This is a genomic window from Paraburkholderia sp., assembly GCF_026225065.1.
Classification (GTDB): Bacteria; Pseudomonadota; Gammaproteobacteria; order Burkholderiales; family Burkholderiaceae; genus Paraburkholderia.
Window position 1 is genome coordinate 1 of sequence record NZ_JAMFSB010000110.1, and the last position, 18,181, is coordinate 18,181.

The following is an 18,181-nucleotide window of genomic DNA, read 5'->3' on the forward strand; positions in this document are numbered from 1 at the left end:
GCCGTCGGCGGCCACCGTCGCCAGGCCCACTGCCGACGCGCCGCCAGTCTTATGTTCAGCCACTGCCATCGCTCCGGTCTTTGTTGAGATCTGTATGCTCTTCATGCAGCCAGTGCCCGCGGCCAGGCGCGTTCACCTTAATGGACCCACGCGGCGGCGTGCCCTGGTTGCTGGTTTAACGCCACGCGGCGCCTTGCCATAGTTGCCGGTTTAACCGCCACGTGGCGGTGTCCCAAGGTTGCCTGGTTTAACCGCCGCCCGGCGGCCGTCCACCTTGTCCGCCACCACCACCGCCCCCGCCTGGCGGGCGTGCACCCTGTCCGCCGCCCCCGCCAGCCGGTGGGCGCCCACCTCCACCACCAGGCGGGCGTCCACCTCCACCGCCCGGTGGCTTACCACCGCCGCCCGGAGGCCGACCGCCTCCACCCGGTGGTTGTCCACCCGGTGGTTGTCCACCAGGAGGGCGTCCGCCCGGGGGCCGTCCACCTGCGCCCGGCGGCGGACCACCCGGTGGGCGGCCACCCACGTTGCCCGGCGGGCGACCGCCTGGCGGCCTGCCGCCGGGGCCACCCGGAGGCCGGCCAGGCGGGCGTCCCGCGCCAGGGCCCGGCCGTGGCGGCGGGCGATGCGCCCAGCGAGACTGATCGCGATACCACGGTCGGCCACGATAATAGTTGCCCCAATACGTCCCGATCGAGAACGTGACGATCGGCAAACCGATCGCGTTTCCATATCCCAGCACGGGGACCGGGTTGCCCTGATAAGCGTAATTGAGTCGTCCCGCATAAACCCAGCCGCGCAGATTGGGCGTCGCGACATCGCACCAGCTGTAGCCCGCGACGCACCCCATCACCGTGACCGGCAGGCCACCTGGCAATTGCGACACGACCGGGTAGTCACGTGCGGGACCGGCCCGAAGGTTCACTGAGCTATTGGTGACGGCCTGCGCCTGCGCGAACGCGGCGGCGGGCCCGAGCAACAGAGCGGCCAATCCTGCATAACAGCACTGCACCAACTGTCTTCGCATTGCGGCCTCCTCTGGCGGGGCGGTTTTGATTGTCGCTGCGTCTGGATGTCACTGCGTAAGCAAGCGTACCGCATCCCGATGAAGGTCGCAGGTCATTCGCGGGGCGATCGCAACATTTGGTAAGAAGTTTGCGAACTCGTCCTTTTTTTGAGGTCTGGCCGTTTCCAACTCAGCCGATCATTCATCGCATCACCGACCCTGCCCTGTCCGGACTGCCATGAAGATCTTCCGAATCACCGTTTTCGCGAGCTTGCTGCTCACCCACCTGCCGGCCCATGCGACCAGCTTCGATTGCAACAAGGGCCGTTCGATCACGGAGCAGCTGATCTGCCATCGAGCCGATCTGTCGAAGCTCGATGACGTGCTTGGCAAGCTGTACTGGCAAGCGCGGCGCTCCGTCTCCAACCCCAAGGCGTTCCGCGCCGACAGCGACAGTAAATGGGCCTGGCGGGAAGCGAACTGCAGCGATGAAGAATGCCTGAGAACCTGGTACACAGGGCGCATCCAGGAACTGCAGCTTTTGTTGACAAGCCTGCAGCAGGAACCTTCGAGCCAGCCGGATAAGTCCGCTCAACCGGTCACGCCGGTGCCGCGCGATGCGGGACGGCGCGAGATCGCGCATGCTCAACCGGGTAAGGAGGAGCGTAGTACCCCACTGGCTGGCACTGCGCTAGGCGGCACCCCGCTTGCGCACGCACCTTCATATCCATTGGCGCTCCAATGCACCGCAGCTAATCCGGGCGTAACGTGGCACGACCAGTGTGCGACCGTCCTGAAGCAGGACACACGCTGGCAGTATCCGCCCCACAGCGGCGACTGGTTCTGCGGCGTGGCAACGGTCGAGCAGTCACCGGCAGAACCGGTGGCGCAGCAGTGAGTACGGCGGCCGCGTCGCTCGCGTGAAAATAGCCGGCCGCCCGTTCAACGCGGCCGTCGGCAAGCTGGCGCGTCAGCATGGGCGGGACTGAAATCCGGCTGGCACGTCGATGGTGACGACGGTGACGACGGTGACGATGTTGTCGACCGCGTAGACCACGAGGCCGTACTTCTCGCCCCGATGCTCAACGATCGGAATCAGCGTGCCACACAGGTTGAAAATGTCGAATAGATGGCGTGGCGCCAGCGGCACTGGTGTGACGGCCTGGTGTGCCGTGCCAGAGAAGCGCCCCCCTGCAGGCGATCTTCAGGTCGCCGCCTATGCGCTTCACTAGCACTGCATCCGGTATATCGGCAGGAAAAGATGCCAGCTTTATAGCGGATTAACCCTGAATTTGCGAAACGTGAAGTTTTTTTGCTTTTGTTCCGCCGCAATCGTTTGCGGGCACGTTTGAGGCAAACGACCAGGCTCGAGGAGTGGCTTTGAAACCGGTGACGTGGTGACGCGAAAAAATTCGGAGTTGCACAGTTCGAAGACGCGTTTACCAACTACTCGCACGCACCTGGTCGCAGAGCTTGCCGGTCACATCGTCGTGACGCAGCGCTGCGCTGTTGATATTGACTTCACGTTTGAAGACGATCTCTTGCCCCGCAAACTCGCAAACGACCGTATCGCGGAAGGCCGTTTCGGCAAAGATCCATGTCATCTGCAGCCGTGCCGGATCGAGCCAGCAGGCGCGCGCGACCACCGGGCTGCCCATCAGGCGATAACCATGGTGCAGATCGCGACCGGGCATCTCGTTGGCGCCTTCAATCCAGCGGCCGAAGCCGGCAACGATCGCATGCTCGCCGTCCACGTCTGTCAAACGCAACGTGCATTCGCGCTCGCTAAACTCCAGTTGCAGTGCCTCGATACCCTGCGCATTCGGCTGCATCGTGAAGCGCATTTTCTCCGTGCGCGCACGCGAAGTACCACCGGAATGCGCATCCGGACCAGCTAGCAGATACGGTGCTTTCCACGCTACAGGCGCATCCTCCCGTTGCCATTCCACAAGCCGTGCCTTGAGTCGCGCATCCGCGGCGTGACCCGCAACCGGTCCATCGCGAAAGACTTCCCGGAACGCTGCCGGAAAGTAACGATCGATATAAGGCATGAGCCTCCCGCTCCCCTTGATCGCACCGGTCACTGCGAGCGTCGCACCGTGCGCGGGAAATACCAGGGCCATCTGCACGAATTTCCCGATCGCGCTGTACATGCCGTCAGGACGCGTCCACCAGTGATATCCGTACCGTCCTGACTCGACGTGTGCACGGGTCGCGGTCGCGACCCACCGCTCCGGAAGCAGCCGCTCGCCTTCCCACATGCCGTTCTGCGCGTGCAGGATGCCGAGTTTGAGCAAGTCAACGGTTTTGGCCGTGAGTCCGTTGCCGCCAGGGTTGATGCCATCCGTGCCGATGTCCCACGTTTCGCCCGTGATGCCCAAAGGCTCGAGCAGCCTCGGCTTAAGATAATCGTGCAGCGTTTGTCCCGTTACGCGGCTCAACACCGCCGACAACATGTAGCTGGCCGCGCTCGTATACAGGAACGATCCACCCGGCTGCTCAACGATAGGAATCCGGAAGAATGCTTCGATCCAGCTCGTTCCCAGCACGCGCCATTGTGCGCCGGAGGTCTCGCCGGCGTGACCCACACGCATGGTGAGCAGATCTTCAAGCGTCAAGGCCGCGAGCCGATCGCTCATGACCGCGGGAAGCGCATCCGGGAAAAACGACGCCACTTTGTCGTCAAGGCTGAAGCGCTTTTCTTCGAGCGCGAGGCCGATCGCACAAGCCGTAAAGCTCTTGGCAACCGAGTGCAGGTTACGCGGCCGGTCTGCACGATAAGGCCAACGCCACGCCTCTACCAAAACCTTGCCGTTGCGGTGGATCATCAGGGAATGCAAGTCGAGTTCCGCCGCTTCGACGGCGTCGAGAAATGCTATGACGGCGTCCGCGTCCACACCCATCGTCGACGGCTCCGCGCGACTCAGGCCATCCACGTAAGCGCCGCGATGAACGCCCTGACGAGCATCGCTCGCGCCGACTAAACCCGCTACGCCCCGATCAAGAAGAGAGTCTGACATTTTGTCTACCGATTGCATTGGGCCGTTGATACATCACCCGGACACCCGATGGGACATTCGAGCGAACATTACGCGTTATGCGTGCAACACTTCGCGCCGCGTAGCGTACAACGCGGATACGGGAACCACGAACTGATACAGATCCTTGGGGTTCGCCGGCGCAGGAATCAGTTCGATCTGCTCACCGATATCGCGTGCATCGCTCACATCGCGCAGATAACGCAGCGCCGAAAAGTCTTCCAGCGCGAAACCGACCGAGTCGAACACCGTCACCTGTGCATCGCTTTCCCGCCCGGCAACCTCGCCCGACAGCACACGCCACAACTCGACCACCGGAAAATCGGCAGAAAGCTGCTGGATATCGCCCTCGATCCGTGTCTGCGGTTCGAACTCCACGATCACCCGTGCGCCTCTCAACACGTCGGCATGCAGTTCCGTTTTACCGGGGCAATCGCCGCCAACCGCGTTGATATGCATACCCGGTTCGATCATGTCTGGCGTCAGGATCGTCGCGTTGGTCTTGTCGGCCGTCACCGTCGTGACGATATCCGCGCCGCGCACGGCCTCGGCCGCACTCGCCGCGCGGATGATCTTGAGGTCTTTCAGACCGGACAGATTACGGATCAGTTTATCGGTTGCCGCGGGGTCGATATCGAACGCGCGAACTTCGTTCACGCCAAACATCGCCTTGAACGCCAGTACCTGGAATTCACTTTGCGCGCCGTTGCCAATCAATGCCATCGATCTTGACGCGGGCCGCGCGAGGGCCTTTGCAACCAGCGCGGACGTCGCGGCGGTGCGCAACGCGGTCATGATCGTGAATTCGCTCAATAGCACCGGAAAGCCGGATTCGACCTCCGCCAGCACGCCGAATGCCATCACCGTCAGCATGTTGACGTGGGTATTCTTCGGGTGGCCATTGACATACTTGAACCCGTACAGCGTGCTATCCGAGGTCGGCATCAGTTCAATCACACCGCCTGGGACATGATTGGCCACGCGCGCCGATTTCTCGAACTCGTTCCAGCGCAGATAGTCCGCGCGGATATAGTCAGCCATTGTGGTGATGAACGCTTCCGCACCGATCGACGTCACCAGCTTGCGAACATCGCTTACGTCAATATATCTCGTCATTTTGTGTTCACTCTCATCAACGTTCGAAGAACCTCATGCGCTCAGCAGGTAGCCGGAGCGGATCACTTCCTCGCCCGACACACGCCCGAGCGGATCGCCCTGGCGTACGTAGCGGACGTCTCTTCGCATATAAAAGATGCCGGCAGTACGGCTGCAGATTGCGGTGCGCGTACCGTCCGTCGTATCGACGATCACGAACATCTGCTGACCAACGCTGACTCGCGCGCCGGGTTCTACGCAGTGCAGCAGGATGCCCGTGACCGGCGCATAAAACTGTTCGCTGCCAGCCAGCGGCGTTGCGGGACACGCAAGCGGCGGCAGCGGTTTGACTTGTGCCTCGATCGCGCCGTACCAGGTCAGGTAATCGATAATCGCCGCCGCATCCTTCTCGGCCAGTTCGTCGTTGACATCGCGTTGGCCGCGATGCTCGACCGTAATCGCCGTGCTTCCGAGCGCAATCGGAAAACGTTCATTGAAGCGTTGCTGCAGTTGCCACCATGTGAAGCTGTGCGCCTCATCGAACGACTGACCGCCTGAGTCAACGGCCAGTAGCGAGGCAGTGGCGCCAAGATAGCGGGCCAGCGGTTCCGCCTGCTGCCAGAGGGACTCACCCGTGTAGAGGTGCAGCGCCGCCTCCCGCGAGCAATGCAGATCGAGAATAATGTCCGCATCAAGCGATAGCAGCATCAACGCGCGCTGCAGGTCGTCGAAGGTCTGACGAGGTTGTTGCGCGAGCAACAACTCACGCCATACCCGGCGAATCGTCGCGACGTTTTTCTTTGCGTCGCCGCCCAGTTCCCCTTCGACGGCCTCAGCGATCTTGCCCGCGAGAAGCGGGAAACCGCGATTGAAGTTGCGGCCGCTCGCCAGGTCAAAGCGTCCGATCGGATAGCCGAGTACAAATTGCCCGAGGCCAATCGGATTGGCCGTACTGACCAGCACGACTTCGCCGCGCAAGCGGCCCTCTTTCTCCAGTTGCTGAAGCTTCGCCTGGAGGGTCAGCGCGACCAGCATGCCCGGTATTTCATCGGCATGCAGGCCGGCCTGGATATAGATCTTCGTGCCGTAAGCCTGGTCGCCGAAATGATGCGAAACCAGCTGATGCGCGGTGCCGTCCGAGGTAGCAAGCAAGCGGTGTTTAGCGCTGTGCATTTAGGAAATTGTCCTGTGGTTCATCGACAGACTGCGACGCTCATGGCCCATGCCAGTTGGCACCCTGCGGCGCCGCGGCAAGGACGCCGAATGAGCCAGATAAGCCGGAAACGTCGAAGCATGGACATGATGCTACGCGTCGCCGCAGGCCTACAGAAGCCTGGTCCGGGTTATCGTGATCGATAGATCAGATCACCCTGAAACTCGCCCGCGATCCGCCTGCCTTGCGCTTCAGGCCCCGCTGCTACGCGCCACGCCGCGCTTCAGACGCGCATACGAAACCAGCATGCTCGACAACTCGTGCGCGATCCCCGTCAGCGGGGAATTGCTGCGCCGGATCAGGCTGATATCGCGCGGCTGGAAGGTCTCGCGAATCGGCACCCGGATGAGCGAGCCCGAGAACAGCTTGTAGTCGGCGAGCACGCCGGGGTCCATGGTCAGATAGTCTGTTTCGCACACGAGGAACAGCGATTCGAGCAGGGTCTCAGCGGTAATGACGATCTTGGGCATGCCCAGGCCATTCGCCGCGAACATGCCTACCAGACGGTTCGCCGCAATGCCGACAACACCCTCGCGCTTGAAGCCGACCCATTCGCAATCGGTCAGCTCGGCGATCGACGTGGCGCGGGCCATCGGGTGGCCCGCGCGCGCCAGGATCGCCGGTGAGGAACGATAAAGCCGGTCGATATGCAGATCCACATCGTCGAACTCCGGCGCGAGCGGGCATAGCGCGAAATCGAGGCGTCCATCGCGAATCCGTTCAATCAGCATCTGCGACGACCCGCTCGACAGATGCACGAGCACACGCGGGAACGACGACATGAAGCGTGTGACCACCGGCACCAGCAACTCGGCAAGCGGTTCGGAAGTCAGGCCCACGGCAATGCGTCCAGACGGTTCGCCTTCCAGTTCCCGCATGTCCTGATCGATACGCTCGCAATCCTTGAGGATCGACGACGCACGGGCCAGCAACTTCTCCCCGAACGGTGTGAGGCTGATGCCCAGATGCGAGCGGGTCAGCAACGGCACGGCCAGTTCCGCTTCGAGACTCTGGATCGCGTGGGTCAACGCGCTCTGCGCGATATCGAGCGAGCGCGACGCCGCCCGAAAACTGCCCTGCTCGACCACCGCGCAAAACACTCTGAGCTGACTCAACGTCATGTGATCACCTTATGCGATTTCATTTCTTAAAGGTCCTTGGCAGGTCTTTAGCGCGTGACTAACACGTCTTCGAGACGCTGCAAATGCGGGTCTTTCTGTGATCTTCCGATTAGATCGCGATGCCAAGGATCGGTCTTCCGGGTCAAAAAATAGCCACATAGGATTTGCCGCAACCCGTGCTTCCGCGCAGGTCTCGCTGCACTGCTATTCACCTGAGTTCACACCACTTGCATCCGGCTCCGCCGAGGACAAATACGATGAAAAAGACCATACCCATGCTCGCCGCACTCGCCGCGTTCTCCAGCGTTGCGCACGCGCAGAGCAGCGTGACGCTCTACGGGTTGCTCGATACCGGTATTGCGTTCAACTCGAATGCGAAAGGCTCCCAGCAATATTCGCTTGCCTCCGGCAACCTGCAAGGCGACCGTTGGGGCCTGCGCGGCACAGAAGATCTCGGCGGCGGTCTCGCCGCGATCTTCCGCCTCGAAGGCGGCTTCGCCATCAACAACGGCACGCTCGGCCAGGGCGGCGATCTGTTCGGACGCAAGGCCTACGTGGGCCTGTCGAGTCCCTATGGTACCGTCACCCTCGGCCGCCAGTACGACCCGCTCGGCGACTACGTCGGCAGCTTCGAATCGGGCAATGCCGAAGAACTCGTGACCGCCACCGAATGGGGCAGCATCTACGGCGCGCACCCGGGCGACATGGATAACTTCGACAATTCCTACCGCATCAACAACTCGATCAAATTCGCCAGCCAGAGCTACGGCGGCATCACCTTCGGCGGCATGTACAGCCTCGGCGGCAAGGCCGGCGATTTCACCGAGGATCAGCTCTTCGGCGTGGGCGCCGGGTATCACAATGGCTCGCTCAGCCTTGGCCTCGTCTATGAAAAAGCCAAGGATCCGAACTACTCGGTATTCGGCACCAACCCGAACGCCAACTCCTCGACTTCGACCAGCGCCCTCAATATGTCGAGCCCGGTGTACAGCGGCTTCGCCTCGGCCGGTGCGTGGCAGGTGATCGCGGCAGGCGCCGCATACCGCATCGGCAATGCGACGATCGGTGGCACCTACAGCAACGTGGCCTTCCAGAACCTCGGCAGCGAAGCGGGCAGCGGTCTGAACCCGAATCATCTGACCGGCACCGCCAGCTTCAATATCGGCGAACTGAACTTCGCCTATCTCGTGACCCCTGCCCTGCAGCTTGGCGTGGCCTACACCTATACCCGTGGCGATTCGGTCGGCAGTATCTCCGGTGCTACGTACAACCAGGTGAACCTCGCCGCGAACTACTTCCTGTCGAAACGCACCGATCTGTATGTGGTCGGGATCTACGAACACGCGAGCGGCGAAGATTCGACCGGCAAACAGGCGGTGGCGGCGATTACCAATCTGTCGAACTCGTCGACCGACAAGCAGGCGGCCGTCATCGTCGGTATTCGACATCGCTTCTGACGTTTCTTTCAAGCTACTTTGTCTAAAGAGGTGCCGTCCGGCACCTCTTTTTGTTGCATCGTCAGGCGCGTCGTTTTGCGCCGCTTTTGCCTCGTCGCTTTGCCTCGGTTGTTTCGCAATGCTCAGCGCTACGTTCAGGTATCCGCGTACAGCGCGACGCGATGCGCTGCGTTACTTTGCCCGACGTCGACGAGACGCGGCGCGCCTTTCTCCGGCCTGTCGGGATCAAAATAACGATCGTCCGCGAGACGTTGCGCCGGCACCTCACGCGACAACACCTTGAAGCCATCCGTGCGGTTGCCGCGCAGTTCAGGCACGGCTTGCAGCAGGCGGCGCGTGTACGGATGGCACGGATCGTCGAAGACCGCATCACGCGTGCCCTCCTCGACCAGGTGTCCACGCAGCATCACCAGCACGCGGTCGGCGATCTGTTCAACCACACCAAGATCGTGCGAAATCAGCAAACAGGCAAAGCCGTACCGTGCCTGCAACGCGACGAGCATGTCAAGCACCTGCTTTTGCACGGTGACGTCGAGCGCCGAAACAGGTTCATCGGCAATGATGACTGCGGGGCGGCTCGCAAGCGCCCGCGCAATCGCTACGCGTTGCCGCTGGCCACCGGACAACTCGTGCACGAAGCGCCGCACATGATCGGCGAGACCCACATCGGCCAGCGCGGTAGCAACGCGCTCTGCACGTTGCGCGGCATCGAGGCTATGGTCGGCCCGCAGTCCCTCGGCCACCAGCGAGCCGACCCGCATGCGCGGATCGAGCGACGAATACGGGTCCTGAAAGACGATCTGGATCGCCCGGCGCGCGGCCTGCAAACGCTTCGCGCCGGTGTCGAGAAACCGCTCGCCGTTCAGTAGCACATCACCCTCCGCCGGTGTGACGAGGCCGAGCACGGCCTTGGTGAGACTTGTTTTGCCGCTGCCCGACTCGCCGACGATCGCCAGCGTCTCGCCGGGCTCTACGCTAAACGAAGTGCGATGGACAGCCCGCACGCTATGCTTGCCGCCGAACCAGGCCGCGAAGCCGCTGCGCGCAGCCGAATAGTCGATCGCGACGTCGCACACTTCGAGAATAGGTGCAGGTACCGCACCCGACGGCGACGCGGTTCCAACAGAGACGGAATCGGGCAACGCCACCGCCGCAGGAGGCAAACGTCGCGGTAACGCATCGAGCAAGGCTAGCGTGTAATCGTGCGACGGCCGCGACAGCACCTGGTCGGCCGGGCCGGTTTCGACAGCGACACCTGCGCGCATCACCAGCACCTGCTCCGTATAGGCCGCCACCAGCGCGAGATTGTGGCTGATAAAGATCAGCGCGGTACCTTCCTCGCGGGTCAACTCCGTCATCAGATCGAGGACTTCCTTCTGAACCACGCAGTCGAGCGCGGTGGTTGGTTCGTCGGCAATCAGCAGTTTGGGGCGCAGCAACATCACCGCAGCCAGCATGATGCGCTGGCGCATCCCGCCCGAGAACTCATGCGGATAGCGCTTCATGCAGCCTTGCGGATCGCGCACGCGCACGCGTTCGAGCATGGCGACGGCCTGCGTCCACGCTTGCGCGCGCGGTACGTTGCGACGCCGCACGAGCGCTTCGGTCAACTGCTCGCCGATCCGGAACGCCGGATTCAGCGACACCATCGGCTCCTGAAACACCATGCCAATGCCGATGCCGCGCGTGCTTCGCCACTGGGCCAGCGTCTGTTCGAGCAACGGCTGACCGGCGAAATTCACGTGCCCCCCCATGATCTGCGCGGCATCCGGCAGCAGGCCGAGCAAGGTCTTGCCGATCAGCGTCTTGCCACTGCCGGACTCCCCGACCACAGCCAGCGAACGGCCCGCATCGAGATCGAAGCTGACCCCGTGCACGACCGGCTTCGCCATACCATCAGGACCACGAAATCCTAGCGTGAGATCTTGTACGCTGAGGAGCGGTTGGTGAGCCGATCCGGTGGCTGCTCGCACCGAATCCGAAGCTGCCGAGGACTCCATCGCGGAAGCAGAGTGAAGCGTCGTCATTTGGCCCCTCCGTTCATGCGCGGATCGAGCAGGTCACGCACCGCATCGCCCAGCATGTTGATGCCGAGCAGCGCGAGCGAAATCGACATGCCGGGGAAAATCGCCAGCCAGATTGCGCGGTCGATGGCATTGCGGCTATCGGCGAGCATGCCGCCCCAGGTCGGAGCGGGCGGTGGCACGCCGAGCCCCAGAAAGCTCAGCGCGCTTTCGGCCAGCAACGCGGACCCGAACAGCGAAGTCGAAAAAATCAGCAAGGGGGCGACGCAGTTCGGCAGCACATGACGGCATAGCGTCCACACCCCGCTATTGCCCATCGCCTGCGAAGCGACCACGAAATCACGGCTGCGCAGCGACAGCGTGCCGCCGCGCGCGAGTCGTGTCACTGAGGGCGTATAAGCAAGACCGAGCGCCAGCACCACCGACCATTTGGAAGGCCCAAGCACCGTCATGATGCCGAGCGCCAGCAGCAGGCCCGGAAACGCCATCAGAGCGTCGACCAGCACGAGCACCAGACGGTCCAGCCAGCCACCGACGTAACCGGACACGGTGCCGAGTGCCGTACCGAATGAGAGAGCAAACAGCACCGAGCCGATGCTGACGGTCAGGCTGACCGCTGCGCCGGCCATGATCCGCGAGAGCACGTCGCGGCCGAACTCATCGGTACCGAGCCAATGATGGATGCCTGGTGCCGCATAGCGCGTCACCAGATCGACATCCGTTGGGTCATAGGGCGTATAGACGAGACCGAGCAAAGCGGTCACGACCAGCAGCCCGACCAGCACCGTGCCGATCGTCAGATTGAAGCGTTTGAAGGAGCGCAGTTTCATTAAAGCTTCATCCGTGGATCGAAAACCGGATACAGCAGATCGACAACCAGATTGACGAGCACATACAGCAACGCAATCACGAGCAGGCAGGCCTGTACCACCGGGTAATCGCGCGCATAAATGCTCTCGACCAGCAGACGTCCCATGCCCGGCAGCGTGAACACCGTCTCGATCACAGCGCCGCCCGCCAGCAGGTGGCCGAGAATCAGCCCGACGACCGTCAGCGCAGGACCGAATGCGTTCGGCAACGCATGGCGCAACAACACACGCGGTTCGGATAGCCCCTTTGCACGCGCATGCGAGATGTATTCGAGCCGCAGCACTTCGAGACTGCTCGCCCGCATCATCCGCGTCAGCACGGCGATTTCACCGAGCGCCACCGCGATCACCGGCAGCACCAGATAGCGCACCGTGCCCCACCCCACCTCGCTAAACGATTCGAAGCCGAACGTGGGCAGCCATTGCAGCTTCACGCCGAACAGCCACATCAGCAGGATCCCGACCCAGAAGCTCGGCAGCGACACGAGCAGGATGCTGGTCAGCACAATGGCCGGATCAGCACGGCGGTTCTGCGACCACGCTGCAAACAGGCCTGCGGGAATCGCGATAAGGCTGGCGAGGAGCGTGGCAGACAGCACGATCTCGGCGGTGACCGGAAAGGTAGTTCGGATCAGTTCAGCTACAGGTTGATGCCGCACGATCGACATGCCCAGGTCGCCATGCGCCAGATGCGTCACCCACAACACGAACTGTTCGGGTACCGAACGATCCAGCCCAAACTGATGGCGCAATTGCGCGAGCAGCGCCGGATCGTTGACATCGCCGAGCATCAGCGAGGCCGGATCGCCGGGAATCGCCCGCATCATGCCGAACACGAGCAGCGTCACGATCAGCACGGTCGGCACCGCCATGGCGATTCGTTTGATCATGTAGGAGAGCATCGCGTTGTCTAGTCCTTGCTCACGTTGTAGAAACGCATGCGCCGCATCGGCCATGACGTCAAACCGTGCAGACGGCTGCTGATCAGAATCAGATCGGGAGTGTTGTACATGCCGAGCATCGGTACGTCGGCAATCATCATCTGGTGCAGACGGTCGAAGGCCTGCCTGCGCGCCATCTCGTCGCTGACGCCTTGCAGGCTGTGCAGCAGCGCCAGAGCAGCGGGGTTCTCCCACTGCGCCATCGGCGTCTTCGACTTGTCGCCGAGCACATCGCCGAACATCAGCGCGGGATCGATGCGCGCGGAGTAGGCGAACGACATCAGCTGGAACCGGCCCGAGCGGAAGTCGCTGACCTGCTTGCTCCATTCGACGACATCGAGCTCAGTGCGGATTCCCGCCTTCGTCAGCAGCGATTGCACATAAACCGCCAGCGTGTACATATGTTCGAAGCGCCGGCTGGTTTCCAGCTTCAGCGTCTGACCGTGGTAGCCCACCTGCGTCAGCAAACGTTTGACCTCCGGCAGGTTCTTCGTATAGCCCGTCGCGTCGGTCGTCGAGTACAGTTTGTTGGCATCGGGAATCAGCGACGGGTTGTAGTGCCCGTGGCCGTCCGTGACCGCATTGACGATGCCGGGCAGATCGAGCGCGAGGGCAATGGCGCGACGCATCCGCACGTCCGAGAGCGAGGGGTCGCGGGTCTGCATCAGCAGCACGGCAGGATCCGCGCTCGGCCCTTCGACGAGATGCCAGCGCGGATCGGGTGGCAACAGATTGTTTTCGTCGATCGTCATGGCGTCGATCTGACCGGCGGCCAGCGCGGACTTCTGCGCGGCCTCGTCCGGAATCACCACGAAGCGCACGTCCGCATACGCGAGCTTGGCGCCCGCGCCTCCGCTGGACGGCTCGGTACGCGGCCGGTATTGCGGGAACCGCTTGAGCAGCACGTACTGGCCACGCTTCCAGTCAGCGAAGACATAGGGGCCGGTGGCAACCGGCCTCAACCATTTGCCGTCGCTGTCGACGCTGGATGGATGCAGCACCGCCAGCGGGCAGCGCGGGTCGACCATCTGCTTCAGGAAGAGCGCGTAAGGCCGGTCCAGTTCGAACACGACGGTGTCGGGATCGGGAGTCGTCACCGCCACGACTTTCACGCCCCGTCCGCCGTCGAATACGCTGCGGCACTCGAAGCCCGAACTGCGTTTCATCAGGAACCCGAAGCTCCATTTGACCTCAGCGGAGGTCACCGGCGCGCCGTTATGAAACAGCACGCCATGCCGCAGGTGAAACGTGTACGTCTTGCCGTCTGGCGAAATGTCCCAGCTGTCTGCGAGCATCGGCGCCACACTCAGATCGGCACGCAGTGCGACCAGCGATTCGACGACGTTGCCGAGAATGTTGTCGGTGGCGGTGTTGCGCGCCACGTTGCCTGGCATCGACGTTGGCGTGTCCTCCCCTTCGGCCACCCTGATCTCGTGCGTGGCCGCCTGGGTTGAGGCCTGACCTGCCGCCTCGCTTGACACAGCGTCAGTGGACGAAGAAGACGCCGAAGCGAATGAAGTGATGGCGCAGCTTGCCAGTAGCACGGCCGTCTGAAGCAAACACCGGCAGAAGCGCATCCCGCGATCGGTCACAAACGGCACTCCGCGAAGATCTGCCCGCCGCAGGCGGGCGCGAAGTCGAGACCGGGCGACGCATCGGGCACGCACGCTTGCGGGAAAGGGTTGGGCCGGAACATCGGGTCTCCGCGTTTTGGGTATCGATCTGGTTGAGTTTCGAAACATCGACCACTCGGAGCGATCCTAAGCACAGCGCGCGAGCCAAGGAAGTCACGACATAATATCGTGATCTGTTTTTTAGATCACCCAGCCCGAGGAACGTCAGCCAGACGAAACGACCGTTTTCTCCCCGACGTAGAGGCGAATCACGCAGCCAGCCGAGGCTGCGCTCTCGACATGCAGCTCGGCGTCGATCAGGCGGGCCCGTTCGGTCATACCCAGCAGCCCATACGAATAACCCTCGCGAGCAGCAGCAACATCGAAACCTTGCCCATCGTCACGTATCGTCAGTTCGATCGCGCTGTCGACATTGCGCAGCGTCACGTCGACGCGCGAGGCATTCGCGTGACGGGCCACATTGGTCAAGGACTCCTGCACGATGCGGAAGATGGCCGTCGCAGAGGGGTCCGGTAGATGCGGCTCCGGACCCTCGAGGTGAAAATGGCAAGGAATCTGCGCGTAGCGCGTGAAGTCGTGGGCAAGCCACTCGAGCGCCGAGGCGAGACCGAAATTGAGCGCGGCAGGACGCAGATGGCTTGCCACACTGCGCACAATGCCGATGGTTTTTTCGACCAGCTCGCGCATGCCATCGGCCTTGCGAAGGGCTGCCGAATCGTCCGCGAGGTGCATCCGCAGCAGCGATACATCCATTTTCAAAGCCGTGAGCAACTGACCGAGGTCGTCGTGAATCTCCATGGCAATACGCTTGCGTTCTTCCTCGCGAATCGCTTCCTGATGCGCGGAAAGCTGCCGCAAGCGCCCACGCGACACCCGCAATTCGGCCTCGGTCCGCTTGCGCTCGGCCACTTCACGCTCGAGCTGATCGCGATGCTGCTGCAGGTTTTCGACAACGTGCTTGCGGGCCGTCACGTCGCTCATCAAGCCCTCCAGCAACGCCGGCTCGCTTCCGTCGACGCTGACACCGCGCGCATTCAGTTCGACCCAGATCGGGACACCGTCCAGACGCATCAGGCGCAGTTCAAAGCCCACGATCTCGCCCTCGGCGCGCAACACCTCGAATAGCCTGCTGGTTTGCGCCGCATCGAACGGCAGTCCGTACGAGGCGGCCACGCCTGCCGCCATCAGCGCCGCCGGGCTGCGGTAGCCGAGCAGTTGCGCCATGGCGGGGTTGGCTTCGGTGAGCCTGCCGCTGCGCTCGAGCAGGAAGATGCCCTCAAGCGCATTTTCGACAATGCCGCGGTACTTGCGCTCGTTTTCGCGCAGCAAGGTGGTGGATTGGCGCAGCCGTTCCGCCATCGAGTTCACGCGTGTGGCGAGCCGCCCCAGTTCGTCGCCAGATTCCACCACACAGCGCGCCAGCAGGTCGCCGCCGGCGATGCGATCGACCATCTCCTCGAGACGATTGATCGGCTCGCGCACCATACGCTTGAGCAGCACGAACGTGACGATATAGAGCGCGGCGACGATGGCCGCCACCGTCCAGAGGATCGACCGGCGCGCGGCGCCGATGGCCTGCTCGGCCAAGGCTCGCGTGTAGACCAGCCGCACCTCGCCAATCTGCTCACGCGGCGCATCGCCGGGCGGCGTGAACTCGATCGGCCGGGCCCGCACCACGGTATCGGCGTGTTCGTTTTCCGCCGGCCCCTTCACCGTGGACACGACACCGTAATTCGTCGCCGTGACAGTGTATTCGACTAGTTCGGGGTTGGGTGCGAGCGCCCGAAGCTGTTCGTCTATAGCCGCGCGGTCGACGTTCCACAGCGGCTGCGCCAGCGAGTGGCTCAACAGATCCGCAACCCGCGAGGCGCGTAGTTCCAGTGCGCTTTCGCGCCGGTCCCGCTCGTGCTCGGCCACGACATAGGCCGAGCTGCCCGCGACGATCGCAACGAGAACGGCAAGCGCGAGCATCAGCTTGGCGTGCAGGCCCAGCGAACGCAGCGCATGGCGCGGAGAAAGGTCCATCACGAAAGTGTCGGGACGGTGGTCAGGAGCCGTTGCAGGCCGAAGTCGTAGGGACCTGGGCTTGGGTAAAGGCACTTCGAATAGACGCCGAAGTTCAGCGACTGTCCATGAGCGAACACGGCATCATAGTATTGGGTTGCGTTCTCGCGGTGGATCACGCGCAGGAAGTCGAGCTTCTGGCGCACGCCCCCGGATGCGGCAAAGTCCTTGCCTTGATGATAGTCATAGAGCAACACCATCGCCCATGCCCCGATGAAATAGTCACCTGCCACCATCGCAGCCAGACCGCCATTGACGATACTGAGCAGGGCCTCCTGCAAGGCGCCCATGCCCCCCACCAGAACATGCGCATGCCGCTCTGTCACTGCACTCATGGCACCGAGCGCCATTGCATCGTTGGCAGCCCAGATCAGGTTGGCGTGCGGGTAACGCGCCATCAATACGCGGGCTTTTTGCGCGCTATCGGCATAGCTCCAGTCACCGAACACCAGTTGGCAGGTGTGCGCGTCCTGCTCGTGGGACAGGAACGCATCGACGCCCTGGGCACGCTCGAGCGACACCGGCGTGTTGGGATCTCCCGTGATGCCGATCACCTGCGCACCGGCCGGACTCACGCGCTGATACAGGTATTGCATCAGGCGATAACCGGCTTGCGCTGCGTTTGCCGTCGCTGTGCCGATCCAGTTGGCGATGCCTTCCCGTTCATTGCCGATCGCACGGCGCTGGCCCGGAGTGAGGTCGTTGTGGATCAGCAGGACCTTGGCTCGCGAACGTGCCAGCGCGGTCAGCATCTGGTCGGCGGCCATCTTCTCGTTGACGATCACCACATAGTCGGGGGCGTCGGTGCGCTCTGCGACCTCCCTCGCCTGACGCACCATCAACAGGTGATCACGTTCGGCGTAAAGGACCTCCAGCTGCATGCCGAAGGTTTTGGCGGCCACCTGCATGAAGTGGGAAACCAGTTGCCACTGCTGTCCGGTGCCGCGTTCAATGGCTTCGCCGGGATTGAGGAAGACCACGCGGGGCGGCGGGCCGGATGCGAAAACGGGACGGGCCATGCATAGCAGGCTGGCGTTCGCCAAAGCGAGTAGCGCTGCTCTACGTTTGACGGGTCGGTCCACGGCGTCTCCACCTTTATATGCCCCGTAATGTACTACGGACATGCTCCCCTTAAATATGACTCCACTCCGTCCATTTTACGGTTTGCCGGGATGCCGCCAATATTCGCGCCATAGTCCGCCGGCCACGGCTGGCGCCTTCGTCACGCCTCGCCTGGTTTGCTGTTAACCGGACGGCACGGCTCGAAGCGTTATTGTCAGATCAATGACGGTCGAATTCCCGCCCGCTGTCTGCACGCCATGGCCGCAGGGCGGCGGCCCCTCAGGCGGGTCGGCCTAGGCATTTCCTGACATCAAAATCGGCATAACTCCCGGGAAATTCTTCGCATTGCCCGACTTTGACCAAAAAGGTCACGCGCTTACGATCAACCTGTCCACCGTGTTCCGTGATGGCGAAATGTCCACACGATGCCAGCCGGACAACGGGACTCGGGATCCCTTAAAGAAAGGCAGCACCCCAGCGGGAATCGTCCAGCGCTCGTACCCAGCTCTACTGAGTTCCGGTGTCCGGACCGCTTTCGGCATCCAACTCCACGCACGAGCGAGACCAGCTTGCGCGCTTCGGCTTCACAAAAGTTTCGCACTGAACCGGTGCGAGGCTGCGTCACGCAGTCGAGAAGCGCTCTATCGGTATGCAACA

At 62.5% G+C, this 18,181-nt stretch carries 14 protein-coding genes; 2 read left to right on the top strand and 12 right to left on the bottom strand.

Annotation, left to right across the window (positions count from 1 at the left end; genetic code table 11):
• Positions 1 to 247: 247 nt before the first annotated feature.
• Positions 248 to 1,027 (bottom strand): SH3 domain-containing protein, encoded by a 780-nt coding sequence (locus M0954_RS08740; RefSeq protein WP_297352693.1) that lies wholly within the window; start codon positions 1,025 to 1,027, stop codon positions 248 to 250.
• A gap of 217 nt (positions 1,028 to 1,244) precedes the next feature.
• Between M0954_RS08740 and M0954_RS08745 the strand changes: the two genes are divergently transcribed.
• The gene (locus tag M0954_RS08745; protein ID WP_297352695.1) at positions 1,245 to 1,904 is read left to right on the top strand and encodes a hypothetical protein; all 660 of its coding nucleotides are present in this window, start codon (positions 1,245 to 1,247) and stop codon (positions 1,902 to 1,904) included.
• A 72-nt stretch (positions 1,905 to 1,976) separates the two neighbouring features.
• Here the strand turns inward: M0954_RS08745 and M0954_RS08750 are convergent, their stop codons facing one another.
• The 5 genes from M0954_RS08750 to M0954_RS08770 all read right to left on the bottom strand — a co-directional run bounded on the left by M0954_RS08750 (position 1,977) and on the right by M0954_RS08770 (position 7,473).
• Positions 1,977 to 2,156, bottom strand: coding sequence for a hypothetical protein (locus M0954_RS08750; RefSeq protein ID WP_297352697.1), 180 nt, complete (start codon positions 2,154 to 2,156; stop codon positions 1,977 to 1,979).
• Between the two features lie 289 nt (positions 2,157 to 2,445).
• Positions 2,446 to 4,026, bottom strand: a complete 1,581-nt coding sequence (locus M0954_RS08755; protein WP_297352699.1) for a serine hydrolase — start codon at positions 4,024 to 4,026, stop codon at positions 2,446 to 2,448.
• A 75-nt stretch (positions 4,027 to 4,101) separates the two neighbouring features.
• A complete protein-coding gene (locus M0954_RS08760; RefSeq protein ID WP_297352701.1) occupies positions 4,102 to 5,160 on the bottom strand; it encodes an ornithine cyclodeaminase in 1,059 nt (352 codons plus the stop codon).
• Between the two features lie 33 nt (positions 5,161 to 5,193).
• A complete protein-coding gene (locus M0954_RS08765) occupies positions 5,194 to 6,312 on the bottom strand; it encodes a succinylglutamate desuccinylase/aspartoacylase family protein (RefSeq protein ID WP_297352703.1) in 1,119 nt (372 codons plus the stop codon).
• Between the two features lie 231 nt (positions 6,313 to 6,543).
• Positions 6,544 to 7,473, bottom strand: a complete 930-nt coding sequence (locus M0954_RS08770) for a LysR substrate-binding domain-containing protein (protein ID WP_122151577.1) — start codon at positions 7,471 to 7,473, stop codon at positions 6,544 to 6,546.
• Between the two features lie 257 nt (positions 7,474 to 7,730).
• Between M0954_RS08770 and M0954_RS08775 the strand changes: the two genes are divergently transcribed.
• Positions 7,731 to 8,930, top strand: a complete 1,200-nt coding sequence (locus M0954_RS08775) for a porin (protein ID WP_297352705.1) — start codon at positions 7,731 to 7,733, stop codon at positions 8,928 to 8,930.
• Between the two features lie 134 nt (positions 8,931 to 9,064).
• Here M0954_RS08775 and M0954_RS08780 read toward each other — a convergent pair whose 3' ends face one another.
• The 6 genes from M0954_RS08780 to M0954_RS08805 all read right to left on the bottom strand — a co-directional run bounded on the left by M0954_RS08780 (position 9,065) and on the right by M0954_RS08805 (position 17,505).
• Positions 9,065 to 10,957: an ABC transporter ATP-binding protein gene (locus M0954_RS08780; RefSeq protein ID WP_297352707.1), complete on the bottom strand. Its 1,893-nt coding sequence runs from the start codon at positions 10,955 to 10,957 to the stop codon at positions 9,065 to 9,067.
• Positions 10,954 to 11,784 (bottom strand): ABC transporter permease, encoded by an 831-nt coding sequence (locus M0954_RS08785; protein ID WP_122151581.1) that lies wholly within the window; start codon positions 11,782 to 11,784, stop codon positions 10,954 to 10,956. Before M0954_RS08785 ends, M0954_RS08780 begins: the two co-directional genes overlap by 4 nt.
• Positions 11,784 to 12,725: an ABC transporter permease gene (locus M0954_RS08790; RefSeq protein ID WP_074264102.1), complete on the bottom strand. Its 942-nt coding sequence runs from the start codon at positions 12,723 to 12,725 to the stop codon at positions 11,784 to 11,786. Before M0954_RS08790 ends, M0954_RS08785 begins: the two co-directional genes overlap by 1 nt.
• Before the next feature lie 8 nt (positions 12,726 to 12,733).
• Entirely contained in the window at positions 12,734 to 14,188 is a 1,455-nt protein-coding gene (locus M0954_RS08795) for an ABC transporter substrate-binding protein (RefSeq protein WP_166660736.1), read from the bottom strand.
• 414 nt (positions 14,189 to 14,602) lie between these two features.
• Positions 14,603 to 16,423, bottom strand: coding sequence for a PAS domain S-box protein (locus tag M0954_RS08800; protein ID WP_297352710.1), 1,821 nt, complete (start codon positions 16,421 to 16,423; stop codon positions 14,603 to 14,605).
• Entirely contained in the window at positions 16,423 to 17,505 is a 1,083-nt protein-coding gene (locus M0954_RS08805; RefSeq protein ID WP_297352709.1) for an ABC transporter substrate-binding protein, read from the bottom strand. Before M0954_RS08805 ends, M0954_RS08800 begins: the two co-directional genes overlap by 1 nt.
• Between the last annotated feature and the right edge of the window lie 676 nt (positions 17,506 to 18,181).

Coding starts and splice junctions, on each gene's coding strand:
- M0954_RS08740 (WP_297352693.1), bottom strand. CDS start 1,027: ATGCGAAGACAGTTGGTGCAGTGCTGTTATGCAGGATTGGCCGCTCTG.
- M0954_RS08745 (WP_297352695.1), top strand. CDS start 1,245: ATGAAGATCTTCCGAATCACCGTTTTCGCGAGCTTGCTGCTCACCCAC.
- M0954_RS08755 (WP_297352699.1), bottom strand. CDS start 4,026: ATGTCAGACTCTCTTCTTGATCGGGGCGTAGCGGGTTTAGTCGGCGCG.
- M0954_RS08760 (WP_297352701.1), bottom strand. CDS start 5,160: ATGACGAGATATATTGACGTAAGCGATGTTCGCAAGCTGGTGACGTCG.
- M0954_RS08765 (WP_297352703.1), bottom strand. CDS start 6,312: ATGCACAGCGCTAAACACCGCTTGCTTGCTACCTCGGACGGCACCGCG.
- M0954_RS08770 (WP_122151577.1), bottom strand. CDS start 7,473: ATGACGTTGAGTCAGCTCAGAGTGTTTTGCGCGGTGGTCGAGCAGGGC.
- M0954_RS08775 (WP_297352705.1), top strand. CDS start 7,731: ATGAAAAAGACCATACCCATGCTCGCCGCACTCGCCGCGTTCTCCAGC.
- M0954_RS08780 (WP_297352707.1), bottom strand. CDS start 10,957: ATGACGACGCTTCACTCTGCTTCCGCGATGGAGTCCTCGGCAGCTTCG.
- M0954_RS08785 (WP_122151581.1), bottom strand. CDS start 11,784: ATGAAACTGCGCTCCTTCAAACGCTTCAATCTGACGATCGGCACGGTG.
- M0954_RS08790 (WP_074264102.1), bottom strand. CDS start 12,725: ATGCTCTCCTACATGATCAAACGAATCGCCATGGCGGTGCCGACCGTG.
- M0954_RS08800 (WP_297352710.1), bottom strand. CDS start 16,423: ATGGACCTTTCTCCGCGCCATGCGCTGCGTTCGCTGGGCCTGCACGCC.